16 protein-coding genes are annotated in these 16,480 nt (G+C 65.8%); 8 read left to right on the forward strand and 8 right to left on the reverse strand.

The window, feature by feature from the left end; genetic code table 11:
* Positions 1 to 29: 29 nt before the first annotated feature.
* Positions 30 to 1,022, reverse strand: coding sequence for an NAD(P)H-dependent glycerol-3-phosphate dehydrogenase (locus ACQY6T_RS14235; RefSeq protein WP_428631728.1), 993 nt, complete (start codon positions 1,020 to 1,022; stop codon positions 30 to 32).
* A complete protein-coding gene (tsaD, locus tag ACQY6T_RS14240; RefSeq protein WP_428631729.1) occupies positions 1,019 to 2,053 on the reverse strand; it encodes a tRNA (adenosine(37)-N6)-threonylcarbamoyltransferase complex transferase subunit TsaD in 1,035 nt (344 codons plus the stop codon). Before tsaD ends, ACQY6T_RS14235 begins: the two co-directional genes overlap by 4 nt.
* Positions 2,054 to 2,116: 63 nt before the next feature.
* Between tsaD and hemC the strand changes: the two genes are divergently transcribed.
* From hemC to ACQY6T_RS14265, 5 genes are read left to right on the forward strand one after another with little or no spacing between them, the layout of a single operon-like run.
* Positions 2,117 to 3,064 carry a hydroxymethylbilane synthase gene (gene hemC, locus ACQY6T_RS14245; RefSeq protein ID WP_428631730.1) on the forward strand — a complete coding sequence of 316 codons (948 nt, stop codon included), beginning with the start codon at positions 2,117 to 2,119 and terminating at the stop codon, positions 3,062 to 3,064.
* Positions 3,061 to 3,750, forward strand: coding sequence for a uroporphyrinogen-III synthase (locus tag ACQY6T_RS14250; RefSeq protein WP_428631732.1), 690 nt, complete (start codon positions 3,061 to 3,063; stop codon positions 3,748 to 3,750). The genes hemC and ACQY6T_RS14250 overlap by 4 nt, the downstream gene beginning before the upstream one ends.
* Positions 3,751 to 3,769: 19 nt before the next feature.
* Complete coding sequence (locus ACQY6T_RS14255; RefSeq protein ID WP_428631734.1) at positions 3,770 to 4,684, forward strand: mitofilin family membrane protein; 915 nt, start codon at positions 3,770 to 3,772, stop codon at positions 4,682 to 4,684.
* Positions 4,685 to 4,731: 47 nt separating this feature from the next.
* Positions 4,732 to 5,937, forward strand: coding sequence for an acyl-CoA dehydrogenase (locus tag ACQY6T_RS14260; RefSeq protein WP_428631737.1), 1,206 nt, complete (start codon positions 4,732 to 4,734; stop codon positions 5,935 to 5,937).
* Between the two features lie 13 nt (positions 5,938 to 5,950).
* Positions 5,951 to 7,066, forward strand: coding sequence for a CaiB/BaiF CoA transferase family protein (locus ACQY6T_RS14265; protein WP_428631738.1), 1,116 nt, complete (start codon positions 5,951 to 5,953; stop codon positions 7,064 to 7,066).
* 102 nt (positions 7,067 to 7,168) lie between these two features.
* Here ACQY6T_RS14265 and ACQY6T_RS14270 read toward each other — a convergent pair whose 3' ends face one another.
* Positions 7,169 to 9,532: a TonB-dependent receptor gene (locus ACQY6T_RS14270; RefSeq protein ID WP_428631740.1), complete on the reverse strand. Its 2,364-nt coding sequence runs from the start codon at positions 9,530 to 9,532 to the stop codon at positions 7,169 to 7,171.
* A 203-nt stretch (positions 9,533 to 9,735) separates the two neighbouring features.
* On the opposite strand from ACQY6T_RS14270, the gene ACQY6T_RS14275 reads away from it, so the two are divergent.
* Complete coding sequence (locus tag ACQY6T_RS14275) at positions 9,736 to 10,371, forward strand: TetR/AcrR family transcriptional regulator (protein ID WP_428631742.1); 636 nt, start codon at positions 9,736 to 9,738, stop codon at positions 10,369 to 10,371.
* A 30-nt stretch (positions 10,372 to 10,401) separates the two neighbouring features.
* Here ACQY6T_RS14275 and metW read toward each other — a convergent pair whose 3' ends face one another.
* A complete protein-coding gene (gene metW / locus ACQY6T_RS14280; RefSeq protein WP_428631744.1) occupies positions 10,402 to 10,989 on the reverse strand; it encodes a methionine biosynthesis protein MetW in 588 nt (195 codons plus the stop codon).
* A 2-nt stretch (positions 10,990 to 10,991) separates the two neighbouring features.
* The gene (metX, locus tag ACQY6T_RS14285) at positions 10,992 to 12,113 is read right to left on the reverse strand and encodes a homoserine O-acetyltransferase MetX (RefSeq protein WP_428631746.1); all 1,122 of its coding nucleotides are present in this window, start codon (positions 12,111 to 12,113) and stop codon (positions 10,992 to 10,994) included.
* Positions 12,114 to 12,191: 78 nt separating this feature from the next.
* On the opposite strand from metX, the gene hisC reads away from it, so the two are divergent.
* Positions 12,192 to 13,307 (forward strand): histidinol-phosphate transaminase, encoded by a 1,116-nt coding sequence (hisC, locus tag ACQY6T_RS14290; RefSeq protein WP_428631747.1) that lies wholly within the window; start codon positions 12,192 to 12,194, stop codon positions 13,305 to 13,307.
* Positions 13,308 to 13,309: 2 nt separating this feature from the next.
* On the forward strand, positions 13,310 to 14,218 hold the full coding sequence (locus ACQY6T_RS14295; RefSeq protein ID WP_428631748.1) for a prephenate/arogenate dehydrogenase family protein: 909 nt from the start codon (positions 13,310 to 13,312) through the stop codon (positions 14,216 to 14,218).
* A gap of 101 nt (positions 14,219 to 14,319) precedes the next feature.
* On the opposite strand, the gene ACQY6T_RS14300 is transcribed toward ACQY6T_RS14295, so the two are convergent.
* Genes ACQY6T_RS14300 through ACQY6T_RS14310 form a run of 3 tightly spaced genes read right to left on the reverse strand, consistent with a single transcriptional unit; the run spans position 14,320 to position 16,480 of the window.
* Positions 14,320 to 15,051 (reverse strand): lysophospholipid acyltransferase family protein, encoded by a 732-nt coding sequence (locus ACQY6T_RS14300; RefSeq protein WP_428631750.1) that lies wholly within the window; start codon positions 15,049 to 15,051, stop codon positions 14,320 to 14,322.
* Entirely contained in the window at positions 15,048 to 15,578 is a 531-nt protein-coding gene (locus tag ACQY6T_RS14305; RefSeq protein ID WP_428631751.1) for a YdcF family protein, read from the reverse strand. Before ACQY6T_RS14305 ends, ACQY6T_RS14300 begins: the two co-directional genes overlap by 4 nt.
* Positions 15,575 to 16,480, reverse strand: a complete 906-nt coding sequence (locus ACQY6T_RS14310) for a cell division protein FtsX (RefSeq protein ID WP_428631753.1) — start codon at positions 16,478 to 16,480, stop codon at positions 15,575 to 15,577. Before ACQY6T_RS14310 ends, ACQY6T_RS14305 begins: the two co-directional genes overlap by 4 nt.

The following is a 16,480-nucleotide window of genomic DNA, read 5'->3' on the forward strand; positions in this document are numbered from 1 at the left end:
CGGGGATACAGGCAATTGGATGGCCGGTTTCATCGTCCCTCGGATCGCAGCGGTCGGCTGAGCAGGGCGTGAATGGCATCGGACACGCGCGTTTCACCGGCAATCAGCCGCGCCACAGTGTCGGTGATCGGCATGTCGATGCCGTCGGCGCGCGCTGCGGCGGCGACGACCGGGGCGCTGAACGCGCCTTCGGCGACGGTGCGGCGGTCGGCCATCAGCGCGCTGGCATCCTCGCCGCGGCCCAGGCCCTGACCCAGCGCGAAGTTGCGCGAATTGGACGAGGTGCAGGTGAGGACGAGATCGCCGAGGCCAGCGAGCCCGGCGAGCGTTTCCGCCTGCGCCCCGCGCGAAAGGCCAAAGCGCGTCATTTCGGCAAAGCCGCGGCTGATCAGGGCAGCGCGCGCGTTGAGGCCGAGCCCGGCGCCGTCAACGACGCCGCAGGCGATCGCGAGGATATTCTTGATCGCGCCGCCAATTTCGGCGCCGATCACGTCGGTCGAAACATAGGGGCGGAAATGCCGCCGCGCGATTGCGCGCGCAATGTCGGCGGCGAGGTCGGGATCGGCAGCAGCCAAGGTGACGGCGGTTGGCAAGCCGGCGGCAACCTCGTGCGCGAAGGTCGGTCCCGACAGCACCGCGTGCGGCCGCTGCGGCGCAAGTTCGCGCGCTATGTCGATCGGAAAGGCGAAGCTGCCCGCCTCCATCCCCTTGCTGCAAAAGATCAACGGCGCGTTAGCCGCGGGCAATTCGGCGAGCACCGAGCGCAGGAAGGGCACCGGCACGACGACGAGCAGCGCGTCGCAGTCGGCCATATCGGCGAGCGCGCTGGTTGCCGTCAGCGAAGCCGACAGCACAGCGCCGGGCAAAAACACCGGATTGCGATGCTCGGCGTTGATCGCGGTCACGACTTCGTCCTCGCGTGCCCACAGCCGCACCGGGGCGCCGTCGGCCGCGAGCATCTGCGCCAGCGCGGTTCCCCAGGCGCCGCCGCCAATGACGCCGAAATTTTGATAGGACGTCATGCCTTCACTCCCGCACCGCGCACCGTCTCGGCGGCGGGATCGAGCGGCCAGCGTGGCCGCGCCGCGACTGAGAGATCGTCGGTAAGACCTGCCGCGAAGCGCTCGGCACCTGCCCAGGCGATCATCGCACCATTGTCGGTGCACAACCACAGCGGCGGCGCGACAAAAGGCCGATCGAAGCGCGCCGCGAGATCGGTGAGCGCGGCGCGGATCGCGCCGTTGGCAGCGACCCCGCCGGCGACGACAAAGGCGGTTGCCTCAGGGCAGGCGGCCAGCGCGATGCGGCTGCGATCGACGAGGCAGTCGACGACCGCCTGCTGGAACGAAGCGGCAAGGTCGGGGGTGCTGTGGGCTCCGGTGGCTGCGGCGCGCGCCACGGCGCTTTTGAGCCCGGCGAAGGAGAAATGCGGCTCCGCGCTGCCGACCAGCGGGCGCGGCAGCGGCACGGCGTGGGGATTGCCGTCCTTTGCGATGCGTTCAACCGCGGGGCCGCCGGGATAGCCGAGTCCGAGCAGCTTCGCGGTTTTGTCGAACGCCTCACCGGCGGCGTCGTCGATCGTGGTGGCGAGGCGGCGATAATCGCCGACGCCCCTCACAAGCAGCAACTGACAATGGCCGCCCGAGACGAGCAGCAACAGATAGGGAAATTTCAGGGCCGGTTCGACGAGCCGCGGCGACAGCGCATGGCCCTCAAGGTGATTGACCGCGATCAGCGGCTTGTTCGCCGCGTGGGCAAGCGCCTTGCCGGTGACGAGGCCGACCATCACGCCGCCGATCAGGCCGGGACCGGCGGTTGCGGCGATTGCGTCGACATCGGCGAGCGACACCCCAGCATCGGCCAGCACCCCGGCGACGATCGGCGCGAGCCGGTCGACATGCGCGCGCGCCGCGATTTCGGGAACGACGCCGCCAAAGGGACTGTGCTCGGCCTCTTGACCCGCGACGCGATGCGCCAATATGCGCCGGTCGCTGTCGACAAGCGCTGCTGCCGTTTCGTCGCAGCTCGATTCCAGGCCGAGGATCAGGGTCATAATATTACGCGTTCCTTTACCCGCCCCTTTATCGGCAGGGCAAGCCGCGCTAGCAGCAACGCGATGAATGAGCTTCCCACACCCGAAAACCCGCTGCGTATCGGCACCCGCGCCTCGCCGCTGGCGATGGCACAAGCCCATATGACGGCCGCGGCACTGATCGCGACCCATGGCATCACAGCCGAGGCGCTCGCAATCGTGCCGATGACCGCGACCGGCGATCGCATTCAGGATCGCGCGCTTGCCGAGGTTGGCGGCAAGGCGCTGTGGACGCGCGAGCTCGATGCGGCGCTTGACGCCGGGGTGATCGACATCGCGGTCCATTCGCTGAAGGACGTCGAAACGCTGCGCGATGCGCGCTTTGCACTCGGCGCAATGCTCGAACGCGCCGATCCGCGCGACCGGTTGGTGGTACGCGAAGATCTGACGGCGACCAGCATCGCCGACCTGCCGCAGGGCGCCCGGTTGGGGACGAGCAGCCCGCGCCGTGCCGCGCAGGTCAAGCGGATCCGGCCCGATCTGGAGACGGTGCTGCTGCGCGGCAATGTCGCGACCCGGTTGGCCAAGCTGGCGGCGGGCGAGGCCGATGCGACGTTGCTGGCGGCAGCGGGGCTTGATCGGCTGGGGATGCATGCCGTCGGGACGGTGCAGGCCGCGGCGGTGCTGCTTCCCGCTGCATCGCAGGGCGCGATCGGTATCGAGTGCCGCGCCGACGACGGCGCCGCGTTCGCTTTGCTGGGCGCGATCGACCATGCGCCGACGCATCGCGCGGTGGCTGCCGAGCGCGCCTTTCTGGCCGAGCTGGGAGGTGATTGCCGTTCACCGGTCGCGGCACACGCGAATTGGCTGGGCGATGGTACGCTGCGGCTCGATGCCGAAATCTTTTCCGAAGACGGCGCCGATCATGCCGCCGGCCACGCCGTGATCGACCATGACGATGCCGCCGCCGCACTGGCGCGCCGCTTGCTCGATGCCGCCCCGGATACGGTGCGGCGGCTGTTCGCGGCATGATCGGCGGGCTGCCGCTGCTTGTCACCCGCCCCGAACCGGGCAATCGCGCGACGGTCGCGCGGGCAGCTAGGCTGGGGATCGACGCTCATGCGGTGCCGCTGTTTGCGGGGCGCGCGGTAGGCTGGACGACGCCTGCGGCGGCCGATTTCGACGCCCTGTTGCTCACTAGCGCGCAGGCGGTGCGACACGCCGGTCCGCAGCTTTCGCGATTGGCGACGCTTCCGGTTCACGCAGTGGGCACCGCAACCGCCGAAGCCGCGCGCGCGGCAGGATTGACGGTGGCTCAGACGGGAGAGGGCGACGCTCAAAGCCTTCTTGATGCCATGACGTCGCGTAAGACTGCCCGGATATTATGGCTTTGCGGTCGTGATCGGTCCGAACTTGACCCTCGCGGCGCGACGCTGGAGCCACTGGCCTGCTATGCGGTCGATCCGGTAGAGCCGCCCGATGCGTGGACGGCGCTGGTTGCGGCGCCCGCGGTGCTGCTCGCGCACTCCGCGCGCTCGGCGCAACGGATTGCGGCGCTTGTCGGCGGCGCGCGCGCGCATATAAAGTTGGTCGCGATCAGCCCTGCGGTCGCAGCGGCGGCGGGCGAAGGCTGGGCCGAATTGGCAGCCGCCGAGCATCCCAATGACGCGTCAATGTTGGCACTGGTCCATGCTTTGTGCCACAAGGGCGGGAAATAGGGTCGTTCGAAAGAGACATATGGCAACCGACAGCATCGACACCACCTCGCCTTTGGCCGAGGCGGTCCCGGCGAGGGGGCCGTCGTTTCGGCTGCTCGCCATCGCTGCCCTGCTCCTGCTGCTCATCGGGGTTATTGGCGGCGGATGGGCCGTAAACCGCTGGCTCGCTGGCGATGGCACCGCTCCGGCCGCAAAAATGATTGAAACTCCGGTGGTCGGCGAGACTGCCGATCCCGCGCCGCTCGCGGGGGCGGCGGTCAAAACGGCGGCCGGGCAGCCGCTGGTGGTCGCGCCCGTCGACGGCGCCAATGCGCTGGCGGCACGCGTCGCCGAACTCGAACAACGACTGTCGCGGATCACCCTTGAGGCCGAATCGGCGTCGGGTAACGCCTCGCGCTCCGAGGGGTTGCTGGTGGCCTTTGCCGTCCGCCGCGCGCTCGATCGCGGCCTGTCGCTTGGTTATCTGGATGCGCAGCTGCGCCTGCGCTTTGGCGACGATCAGCCCAACGCGGTGAAAACGATTATCGAAACCTCGCGCGAGCCGGTGACGCTCGAACAATTGCGATCAGAGCTTGATACGCTCGCGCCGCAGCTGGTCGGACGCGGCGGCGACGACAACGGCAGCCTGTGGACTGGCTTTCGTCGCGAGCTGAGCGAGCTGTTCGTCGTGCGCGCCGCGGGAACGCAGTCGCCGCGCGCCGCCGAACGGCTTGAGCGCGCGCGCCGCTATCTGGGTGCTGGTCAAGCCGATCTCGCGATCGCCGAGGTGGAAGCGATGCCTGGCGCTGCGATGGCGAACGACTGGCTGATTGATGCGCGGCGTTATCATGAGGCGCGGCGTGCGCTTGACCTGATCGAGACCGCGGCGATATTGGAGCCGCGCGACAGCCCGGCTGCCGTGCCCGCCCGCAACACCGCGGCACCGACCCGCTAGCGCGCATCCCGAAAGGGCCGCTCGCCTTTTAGAGAAAGCCCTTCCTCATGGCCCTCGCCGATCCGCAGCGTGTCGAAGCGCTCGACCCGCTCGACCCCCTCCAGCTCGACGCCGAACTGAGCGAAGAAGAGCGGATGGTGCGCGATACGGCGCGTTCCTACGCGACCGACGCTTTGTTGCCGCGCGTTACCTCGGCCTTTCTGGACGAGCGCTTCGACCGCGAGATCATGTCCGAAATGGGCGCGCTCGGGCTGCTCGGCGCGACGATCGATCCCGAATATGGCGGCGCCGGGCTGAACTATGTCAGCTACGGTCTGATCGCGCGCGAAGTCGAGCGGATAGATTCGGGCTACCGGTCGGCTTGCTCGGTGCAAAGCTCGCTCGTGATCCACCCGATCAACGCTTATGGCAGCGAGGAACAGAAGCGGAAGTATCTGCCCGGGCTGACGTCGGGCGAACTCGTCGGCTGTTTCGGCCTGACCGAACCCGACGCGGGCAGCGACCCAAGCGGGATGCGGACGCGCGCCGAAAAGATTGCAGGTGGTTACCGGCTCAAGGGCGCCAAGATGTGGATCACCAATTCGCCGATCTCCGATGTTTTCGTCGTGTGGGCGAAGTCCGAGGCGCATGACGGCGCAATTCGCGGCTTCGTACTGGAAAAGGGCATGAAAGGCCTGTCGGCGCCGAAGATCGAGGGCAAGGTGTCGTTGCGCGCGTCGGTCACCGGCGAGATCGTCATGGATTCGGTCGAGGTCGGCGAGGACGCGCTGTTGCCGCATGTGTCGGGGCTGAAAGGCCCGTTCGGCTGTCTCAACCGGGCGCGTTACGGCATCGGCTGGGGCGCGATGGGTGCGGCGGAATTCTGTTATGAAGCGGCGCGCAATTACACCGGCGAGCGCAAGCAGTTCGGACGCCCGCTCGCGGCGAACCAGATCGTCCAGCTGAAGCTCGCGAACATGCTGACCGAAATCGCGCTCGGCTTGAACGCGGCGCTGCGTATCGGCCGGCTGATCGACGAGGGGCGGCTGATTCCCGATGCGATCAGCCTGCTCAAGCGCAACAATTGCGGCAAGGCGCTCGATATCGCCCGCGTCGCGCGCGATATGCACGGCGGCAACGGCATTTCGGCCGATTATCATGTGATCCGCCACGCGGTGAACCTGGAAACGGTGAACACCTATGAAGGGACGCACGACGTCCATGCGTTGATCCTGGGCCGCGCGATCACTGGCATTTCGGCTTTTGGCGGATAGTATAGCGAAACCTTTGGCAGGCATCCGCGTCGTCGAACTGGCGCGGGTGCTGGCGGGGCCGTGGTGCGGGCAATTGCTGGCCGATCTGGGCGCCGAGGTGGTCAAGGTCGAGCGGCCCGGGGCGGGCGACGACACGCGCAGCTGGGGACCGCCGTTCGTTACCGGCGCCGACGGTGAAAATCTGGGCGCGGCCTATTATCACAGCTGCAATCGCGGCAAATCGGGGGTGGCGATCGACATCGCGACGGCCGCGGGGCAGGCCGCGGTTCGCGCGCTGATTGCCGATGCCGATGTGGTGATCGAAAATTACAAGGTCGGCGGACTGGCCAAATATGGGCTCGATCCGGCGACACTGATCGCCGATTTTCCGCGCTTGATCGTCTGTTCAATCACCGGCTTCGGCCAGACCGGCCCTTATGCGCACCGCGCGGGCTATGATTTCATCATTCAGGCGATGGGCGGCGCGATGTCGTTGACCGGCGAACCCGACGGGTCGCCGCAAAAGGCGGGGGTGGCCTATGCGGACCTGCTGACCGGCATCTATGCGACGATCGGTATTCTTGCCGCGCTGCGCCGCCGTGACGTCAGCGGGATTGGCGCGCATGTCGATATGGCATTGCTCGATTGCCAAGTCGGGGTGCTCGCCAATCAGGCGGCCAATTATCTGGCCAGCGGCGTGGCGCCGCGCCGGATGGGCAATGGCCATGTGAATGTCGTGCCGTATCAGGCGTTCGCGACCGCCGATGGCGAACTGGTGATCGCGGTCGGCAACGACGGACAATTTCGGAAATTATGCACCATATTGGGTGAGCCCGGCTGGGCCGACGACGCACGCTTTGCGATCAATGGTGCGCGCTTGGAGAATCGCCGCGAACTTATCCCGCTCCTGGCGGGCCGCATCGCAAGCTGGGATACCGAAGACTTTGCCGCCGCGCTGGAGGCGGAGGGCGTTCCGGCGGGGCCGATCAATGACCTTCAGGCGGTCTTTGCCGACCCGCAGGTCCAGGCGCGCGGGATGCGCTTCCGGCCCGATGGCGCGTCGGTCGACGGGCTCGCGAGCCCGATCGTTATCGATGGCGAGCGGATGGTGGCGGTTGGCGGCGCGCCGCCGCTGGAAAAGCTGACCTGACAAAAACCGTTCGCATCGAGCAAAGTCGAGATGCCGTGAGGCGATGCACCACGATGGGTGTCTCGACCGCGCTCGATACGAACGGAAAGAGGACGCTTAGGTCTAGAACTTCACCGAGCCGGTGACGAAGACCTGGCGCGGGTTGCCGTAGAAGGCGGTCAGCGTGCCTTCGGTACCGAGCGACGACGTCGGCAGGCCGTTGCCGCCGATCACCGGGACGCCGGTGGTCGGGTTGACGTTGATGAAGGTATAGCCCGAAGTCTTATATTCCTTGTCGGTCAGATTCTTGCCGAACAGGCCGATGCTCCAGCGATCGTCGGGGGCGGTATAGACGATGCTGGCGTCGAGCATCGCGAAACCCTTTTGGTCGATATAGGGGTTCGGGACTTCGAATTGATACGTCTTGCTACGATACGACAGAGTCGTGCCGAAGTTCAAATCGCCGTCGCCGATCGGGGTGGCATAGGCGAGGGTCCCGCTGGCGGTCCATTTCGGCGTATTCTGGACTTCACGGAAATCAGCGACATCGGTCGGCGCACCACCGATGTTCGAGATATATTCCTTATAGTCGGCCTGAATATAGCCAAGCGCGGTCGATAGCGTCAGCCGGTCGCCCGCCGCCGCAATGTCCTGACCCAGCCGCGCGCGGCCTTCGAACTCGATGCCCTTGAAGGTCGCCTTGCCGGCGTTCGAGACGATACCGCAAAAGCTCGGCAGGCCGCTGACGGTGCAGGCGACCGAACCCGGGATCTGGACGTCGGTATAATCGGCGTAGAAGCCGGCGATGGCGACGTTGAGCGCGCCGTCCATCAGGCTACCCTTGTAACCGAGTTCATAGCTTTCGACCTTTTCGGGACGGAAGCTGAGGAACGCGGCGATTTCGGCATCGCTGCGGGTGCCGTTGCCATCGAGGTCGGGAGCATTGACGCCGACCCCGCGCGGATCGAAGCCGCCACCTTTGAACCCCTGCGAATAGCTGGCGTAGAGTGTGTGGTCAGGGGTCGGCTTGAACGACAGCGAGGCGCGCGGGGTGAATTTGTTGAAGCTGCGCTGGCCGTCGAAATCGGTCCCCGGGGCGCCGAACGCAACGCCCGCACCGCCGAACACCGGCGAGCCGCCGCCGAGGTAATTCTGGCGCAGGATCGATGCCTCGCGCTTGTCCCAAGTGTAGCGTCCGCCGACCGACAGGCTGAGCTGGTCGGTGAAATCGAAGGTCGCGTCGCCGAACACCGCAAAGGTTGTGGTGTCGACATCGGCCTCGGTAAAAGCGGTCAGCCCGGCGAGAGTGTTGAAGATGCGGACATCGAACAAGGTGTCGGCGGTCGCGTCGAGATAATAGAAGCCGAGCAGACCTTTCAGCCGGTCGCCTTCATAGAGCAGCTGGAATTCCTGGCTGATCTGTTCGTTGAAGTAGAAGCCGGGGACGTCGACGTCGACCGCGGGCAGCGCGTCGAAATCGATCGGGGTCGCCGACGTATCCTTGCGCCAGGCGCTGATCGAGCGGAGCGTCAACGTGTCGGTCAGTTCGGCGGTGACGTTCATCGCCAGACCGTAGGATTCGATTTCCTGCTTCGGATCGACAAGGCCGCCGCGGCTGTCGAACACATTGTCGAGCACCGGCGCGTTTGTGCGCAGCGACGGGATCAGGCGGTGGCCGCCGCGCGGCGCGCTCTTGTCCTTGGTATAGTCGCCCGAAATGCGAATCAGCACCGGTTCGCCATAGCCGCCGAGTTCGACGGTGCCGCGGCCCGCCCACACGTCCTTGTTGTAATTTTCAAGGCCAGTGGTGAGATTGTCGCCGAAGCCGCCGCGCGACAGGCGGGCGACCGATCCGCCCACGCGCAGCAGGTCGCCGATCGGCGCGCTGGCGGTCACGACCAGATCGGCCTGCTTATAGGTGCCGAGCGTGCCCTTGATCTTGAGCGAGAACTCCTCGGGGAGCTGCTTGGTCACATATTTGACCGCGCCGCCGATGGTGTTGCGGCCATAGAGCGTGCCCTGCGGTCCGCGCAGGATTTCGATGCGTTCGACGTCATAGATGTCGAGCACCGCGGCCTGCGGACGGTTGAGATAGACGTCGTCGAGATAGAGGCCGACGCCCTGTTCGAAGCCCGACACCGGATCTTGCTGGCCGACGCCGCGGATGAAGGCGCTAAGCGTCGAATTGGTGCCGCGCGACACTTCGAGCGTCGTGTTCGGGGTGGTCTGGCCGATGTCGGTGATGTCGATCGCGCCAGCCTTGGCCAGCGCGTCGCCCGAATAGGCGGTGATCGCGACGGGGACGTCGATCAGGCGTTCGTCGCGGCGGCGCGCGGTGACGATGATTTCGTCATCGCCCGTATCCGCGGTGGCGCCCGCGTCAGACGCGTCGGCGCCTTGCGCAAAGGCGGTGGGGGCAAAGGCGAGCAGGGACAGCGCGCTCGAGGCAAGAATGGCACGGCGCAACGGACGAGCGAAAGGACGCATGTAGGACTCTCCCATGTGAGGGGCGATCGATACGCCCTTTTCGTTTTTCTTGGGCTCGGTGCTTGCCAAGCCGCGACGCACCCAATAATGAAACATGAACCAAGTTTCAACTTGGAATATGACTTCGACGTTTTTTGCTTGCCAGTGGTGCGAAAAAGCCACGATGCAGCAAGGGGCGAGCGGAAGGGAGACGAAGGGCAGCCATGGATCAGCCGCGAGTCACGACACCGGCCACCGACGCCGAAGCACGCGACAAGACGCCGCGCACCGAACGCGGGCGTCGTACCCTGCGCAAGCTGCTCGACGCCGCGGCGATTGAGTTCGGCGAGCGTGGTTTTCATGAGGCGTCGATCAGCGGTATCACCCGCCGCGCTGGAACCGCACTCGGCAGCTTTTACACCTATTTCGATTCGAAGGATGAGATTTTTCAGGCGCTTGTCCGCTACATGAGCGAGCAATTGCGCGACCATGTCACGCCGCTGGTCCAAGCGGCGCCCGACGAAATCAGCGCCGAGCGCATCGGGCTTGAATCCTTCCTCGGCTTTGTGCGCGAGCATAAGGAAATCTACCGGATCATCGATGAGGCCGAGTTCGTCGATTATGCGAGCTATCGCCTGCATTATGAAACCACCGTGGCGCGCGTGCGTCAGCGGCTGGAGGCGGGCGCGGCGCGCGGGGAAATTCGCGCCGATGTCGGTGAGATCCACGCGTGGGCGATCGGCGGGATGAACGTTTTTCTCGGCATGCGCTACGGCCTGTGGGACGAGGATGCCGATATTTCGGAGATTGCGCGGATCGCGAATGATTTTGTCGCGAACGGGTTGGTGAAGCGGGATTGAGACACGCCCCTTCGCTGAAAGGGAGAGGAGTTAAGTCCGCCCAATCAGGAAAATGGCATGTTCGGCGCGCCAGCTTGCTGCCGCGTCGCTCGTCGGCCGGTCGCCCGACAGATACCACGCCGCTTCGACACTTATTCGCTTGGCCTGCACCAAGTCGCGAAAATCGCTGACGGTAACATGGTGAATATTGGGCGTTTCGTACCATGCGACGGGCAGCAGCCGGGTCACCGGCATCCGCCCGCCCCACAAGAGCGCAAGGCGGATGCGCCAATGCGCGAAATTGGGGAAGCTGACAAAGGCGCGCGGCGCGATGCGCAGCAGCTCGTCGATCACCAGATCGGGGCGTTCGGTCGTTTGCAGCGTCTGCGACAGGATCGCATAGTCGAAGGCGTCGTCGGGATAATCGGCGAGGTCGCGGTTGGCGTCGCCCTGTACCACCGACTGGCCGCGCGCGATCGCCGCGGTGACATTGGCGGCGTCGATCTCGAGCCCGCGGGCGTCGACTCCCTTGTTGCGCAGCGCAACCATCAGCTCGCCGTCGCCGCAGCCGACGTCGAGCGCGCGCGATGCCATTGGCACCGCCGCGGCGATGATCGCGAGGTCGGGGCGCAGCGCCATCGTCAAAAACCCCCGCCGAGCGCGCCGGCGACGATGCGGTCGAGCGCGGGGACGTCGAGCAAAAACGAGTCGTGGCCGAAGGGCGCCGACAGTTCGACGAAGCTTGCCGAGGCGCCAACGCTTTGCAGCGCCTGGACAATGCGGCGCGATTCGGCGGTCGGATAGAGCCAGTCGGTATCGAAGCTCACCAAGGTGAAGCGCACCTCCTTGGCCGCCACGAAGGCGCCCGCGAGGCGGCCGTCGTGCGGATCGGCGAGGTCGAAATAGTCCATCGCGCGGGTAATATAGAGATAGGCGTTGGCGTCGAAGCGGTCGGTAAAGGCGAGCCCCTGATGCCGCAGATAGGATTCGATCTGAAAATCGGCGTCGAAACCGAAACTCTTGATATCGCGCGCCTGCAGGCGGCGGCCGAATTTCTCGGTCAGCCCTTCTTCGGACAAATAGGTGATGTGCGCCGCCATGCGCGCGACCGCGAGCCCTTTGGTGGGAGCGCGGCCGCCGTCATAATATTGACCGTCCTGCCAGTCGGGGTCGGCCATGATCGCCTGCCGCCCGACCTCGTGAAACGCGATATTCTGCGCCGAATGGCGCGCGGCGCTGGCGATGACGAGCGCCGCGCCGACGCGCTCGGGATAGGTCGCGGCCCAAGCGAGCGCCTGCATCCCGCCCATCGAGCCGCCGATGACGGCATGAAGCCGCGATATGCCCAGATGGTCGAGCAGCATCGCCTGCGCGCGCACCATGTCGGCAATGGTGATCACCGGAAACGCCATGCCCAGCGGCGTGCCGGTCGCGGCATCGGGCGATGCCGGGCCACTTGATCCCATGCAACTGCCGAGCACATTGGCGCAGATGACGTGAAAGCGGTCGGTGTCGATCGGCTTGCCGGGGCCGACCATGCGTGCCCACCAGCCGGGTTTGCCCGTCGCCGGATGGTCGCTTGCGACATATTGGTCGCCGGTCAACGCATGGCAGATCAGCAACGCATTCGACTTGTCGGCGTTCAGCGCGCCATAGCTTTGATAGGCAATCGTCACCGACGGCAGGCTTTGCCCGCTGTCGAGCGGCAGCGATGCTGCGATCGTCACGCTTTGATGCTGGATCCGGTGGAGCAGGCTGGCCATGATGCGGCGGGGCTAAGCGGGCGCGCGCACCCTGTCAACGTGCTGGACTCGGGCCATCGAAGCGTTAAACGGCGCGGCATGACCGATGCGACCCAGACCCTTAGCCCGAAGCCGTGGATCAGCGGCATCGCTCCCTATGTTCCCGGTAAATCGGCGGGCGCCGACGGCCGCCCGCTGATCAAGCTCAGCGCCAATGAAAATCCGCTCGGGACGGGTGAAAAGGCGCGCGCGGCGTTCGCCGCGGCGCAGGCGGCGCCCGATGCGCTCTCGCGCTATCCCGACCCCGGTTCCGCGGAGCTGCGCGAGACGATTGCGGCGAAGTTTGGGCTCGATCCGGCGCGGATTATCTGTGGCAACGGGTCTGACGAGCTGCTGCATCTGGCGGCGGGCACCTATGCCGGTGTCGGCGACGAGATATTGTATGTCCGCTACGGCTTTGCGGTGTACGAGATCGCGGCGCGGCGCGTCGGCGCGGTCCCTGTCGAGGCGGACGACAAGGATTATGCGACCGACGTCGATGCGCTGCTTGCGGCGGTGACCGACAAGACGCGCGTTGTCTATCTCGCGAATCCGAACAACCCGACCGGCACGCTGGCATCGCGCGACGAGGTCGCGCGGCTCTATGCGGGGCTGCCTAAGGCCGTGCTGTTCGTGATCGACCAGGCCTATTCCGAATATCTGTCGGAGGCCGAGGATGACGGCGGGCTAGAGCTCGCAAAGACCCAGCCGAACGTCTTTGTCACCCGCACCTTTTCCAAGATCCACGGCCTCGCCGCCGAGCGGATCGGCTGGGGCTATGCCTCTGCCGATGTGATTTCGGCGCTGCATCGTATTCGCCTGCCGTTCAATGTCACCCGCGCGGGGCAGGCGGCGGCGATCGCCGCGATCGGCGACGACGCGTTCATCACCGCCAGCCGCGATCACAACGCCAAATGGCGTGCGTGGCTGGCGCAAGAGATCGAAAGCCTGGGCAATCATGGCCTGCGCGTGGTGCCATCCGCGTGCAACTTCCTGCTCGTGCTGTTCGAAGGCGATGTGAGCGCCGAGACGGTGTACAACCGGCTGATGGAGGCAGGATATATCGTCAGATGGCTGCCGGGGCAGGGATTGCCCGGCGCGCTGCGGATGACGATCGGTACCGAAGAAGAGACGCGCGGCCTTGCGGCAGCGATCCGCGCCGCGCTGAACGGCTGACCATGACGCGTCATATCGAGCGGCTATCGATCATCGGGCTGGGCCTGATCGGATCGTCGATCGCGCGCGCGGTCAAGGAAAAGCTGCCGGGCGTCATGGTTACCGGCCATGACGCCAACAGCGACGTCCGCGAAATTGCTCGGACGCTGGGGCTGTGTGACGCCGTGATCGACGCTGCCGACGCCGCGGTCGCCGACGCCGATCTAGTGATCTTGGCGGTGCCGGTCGGCGGCATGGCCGCCGCGGCGTCAGCAATGGCGCCGGGTCTGGGCCAAAATACGATCATTTCCGACGTCGGATCATCAAAGGCGAGCGTGGCCGAGGCGCTGGCAAAAGCGCTGCCCGGTCATATCGTCATCCCGGCGCATCCGGTCGCGGGGACCGAGAATAGCGGCCCTGCCGCGGGCTTTGCCAGCCTGTTCGACGGGCGCTGGTGCATCATTACCCCCGACGCAGCGGCGCCCGCCGACGCGGTCGCAGCGCTGACCGCATTCTGGGAGGCGCTCGGCGCCAAGGTCGATGTCATGGACGCCGCGCATCACGACATGGTGCTCGCGGTGACCAGCCATTTGCCGCATCTGATTGCCTATACGATCGTCGGCACCGCCAGCGAGCTGGAAGAGGTCACCGAGAGCGAGGTGATCAAATATTCGGCGGGCGGCTTCCGCGACTTCACCCGCATCGCCGCGAGCGACCCGGTGATGTGGCGCGACGTGTTCCTGGCCAACAAGGATGCGGTTCTCGCGACTTTGCAGCGCTTCAACGAAGATCTGACCGTGCTCCAGCAAGCAATCCGCCGCGGCGATGCCGACAAGCTGGAAGAGTGGTTCACGCGGACGCGGGCGATCCGCCGCTCGATCATTGCCGAGGGGCAGGACGATGCGGCGCCCGATTTCGGGCGGAAGCATTAGGGCGAATACGGCGTCAAACTCCGTTGGTATCGAGCGAAGTCGAGATACGCTTGCACAGCGCGAGCCTCGCGTTTCTCGACTTCGCTCGGCACAATCGGGATTTAGAGGGCGGCGTTGTTTTCCAACAATGCCTCAGGCGGATTCAGCGCATTGATCGCTACCCGTACCTGCGCCTCGGCCACTTCGCGCGGCAGGCCGGCAGGGATGGTCTGGCCGACCTTGTAGGTGATGGTGCCAGGCCATTTGACCCAGCGGTGCGGAGGAAAGGCGAGGCCGCTGTTCACTGCGACGGGGATCACCGGTACCCCGAGCAGGCGGTACATGCCGGCGAAACCCGGTCGCAATCCCGGCGCTTCACCGTGCGGCACCCGCGTTCCTTCGGCGAACAGAACCAGCGGGCGTCCTGCGGCCAGCGCCGCCTTCGCCGCGCTGAGCATCGCGCGCATCGCTTTGCCGCCGCCGTCGCGATCGACGGGGATCAGGCCATAGAAACGTGCCGCCTGACCCCAGACGGGGATCGAAAACAACTCTTCCTTGGCGAACACCGCCGGATGTTTGAACAGCCCTGGTTGCTCGACGGTTTCGAACGCCGATTCATGCTTGAAGACATAGAGCACCGGAATATCGGGCATGTCGCCCTCGACGACGATCGTCTGGCCGAGCAGGAAACGGCAGAACAGCCGATGCGCCTTCGCCCAGATGCGCACGAAAAATATCGTGCCGCGGTGCGAGATCGGCAAGGCGATGACCCCGCCGATCGACGAGATGGCGCTCATCACGAAAAAGGCGATCCAGAACAGGATCGATCGGAACAGGGCTATGCTATATCTCACAGACCGAGCAGTCCGCCTGCCAATCCGGCCAGAAATTTGTGATATTCGCGAAACAAGGTCGCGAAATTGGGCTCGCTGCGCACCGCATCGGGCAGGATAGTGACCTTGTCGCCGATCGCGCGGCCGATTTCATATTCGGCGCGGCGCATGTGCCAGTCGGTGGTGACCAGCCGTACCGTTTTATAGTTGCGCCGCGCAACCCAGGTTGCGACCTCGGTCGCGTTTGAACGCGTATCCTCGGCCTCGAACCCCAGCGCGATGCAGCAATCGAACAACGCCGCGGGCCGCTTATACTCGGCCGCCAGCTCCTTGGGCTTCACCTCGCGGGCGACGCCGCTGATCAACAGCCGCTTGGCATCGCCGGCTTCCAGCCGTTCGAGCGCGCGGTCGATCCGTCCCGGGCCGCCGGTGAGCACGACGATCGCGTCGGTTTTCTGCGCCGCGGCTGGCAAGGGCGGCAGCAGCGCGAACCACGCAAACCCCAGAACCCAAGCCAGAAAGAGAAAGGAAATCAAACGCTTGATCATAAAATCTTCTTGAGCGCGGCGAGCAACGTCTGGCGCGCCGTCAGGGCTGCGAGCGCGATAGCCAATAGCGGCAGCCCCAGCAAGAGCGCCCAGCCAGTCGGCCCCAGCGAGGCGGTTGCGGCCAATCCCGATGTGATCCCCGTCCATTGCCAGCCGATCAGCAACAGGATCGCCGCGGCAACGACGGTACCGAGCGCGATCCCATAGGCGGTGTCGATCGCGATACGCCGCTGGAACAGGCGAGTTATCTGGCGGTCGGTCGCGCCGATCAGATGCAGCATCTCGATCGTCGCAAAATGGGTGCCGAGCGCGGCGCGCGCGGTCATGATCACCACGGCGGCGCTGGCGAGCGTCATCAGCAGGACAAGCCCGCCGGCGATCCATGCCAGCGAACGGATCAGCCGTGCGACCGGCCCCAGCCATTCGGCGTGGGGAATGATCCGAGCGCCGGGCGCTTCGGCCGCCACCAGCGCGCGCAATTGCTGCATCGGACGGCGGCGGTCCTCGCCGACAAAATCGATATCGACGAGCGCGGGCAACGGCAGCGATTTGAGGACGGGATCGTCGCCTTCGGCGCTGCCGAACCACTGACCAAGGGTCTTTTGCAACTCTTCCTGCCCGACCGAGCGCGCCGACCGGACGAAAGGTTGGGCCGCGGCAGCGCGGCGCAGCGCCGCCGCCTGCTGGGCGCGGGTCACCGGATTGGCGGTAACGATCTGCACCGTGACGCGCCCGGCAATTGCGCTGCCGATCGCGTTGGCGGAGCGCGCGAGCCCGACCCCGGCAGCGGCGGCGAGCAGCGTCAGCATCATCAGGATCGCGATCACCCACGGCGTCGGCCCCGACAGGCGGCGGTCGGGAAGCAGGCGGCGATGCTGCACAGGGACGCGGGGGATGATCAT

It is taken from the genome of Sphingopyxis sp. (genome assembly GCF_965279725.1).
Classification (GTDB): domain Bacteria; phylum Pseudomonadota; class Alphaproteobacteria; order Sphingomonadales; family Sphingomonadaceae; genus Sphingopyxis.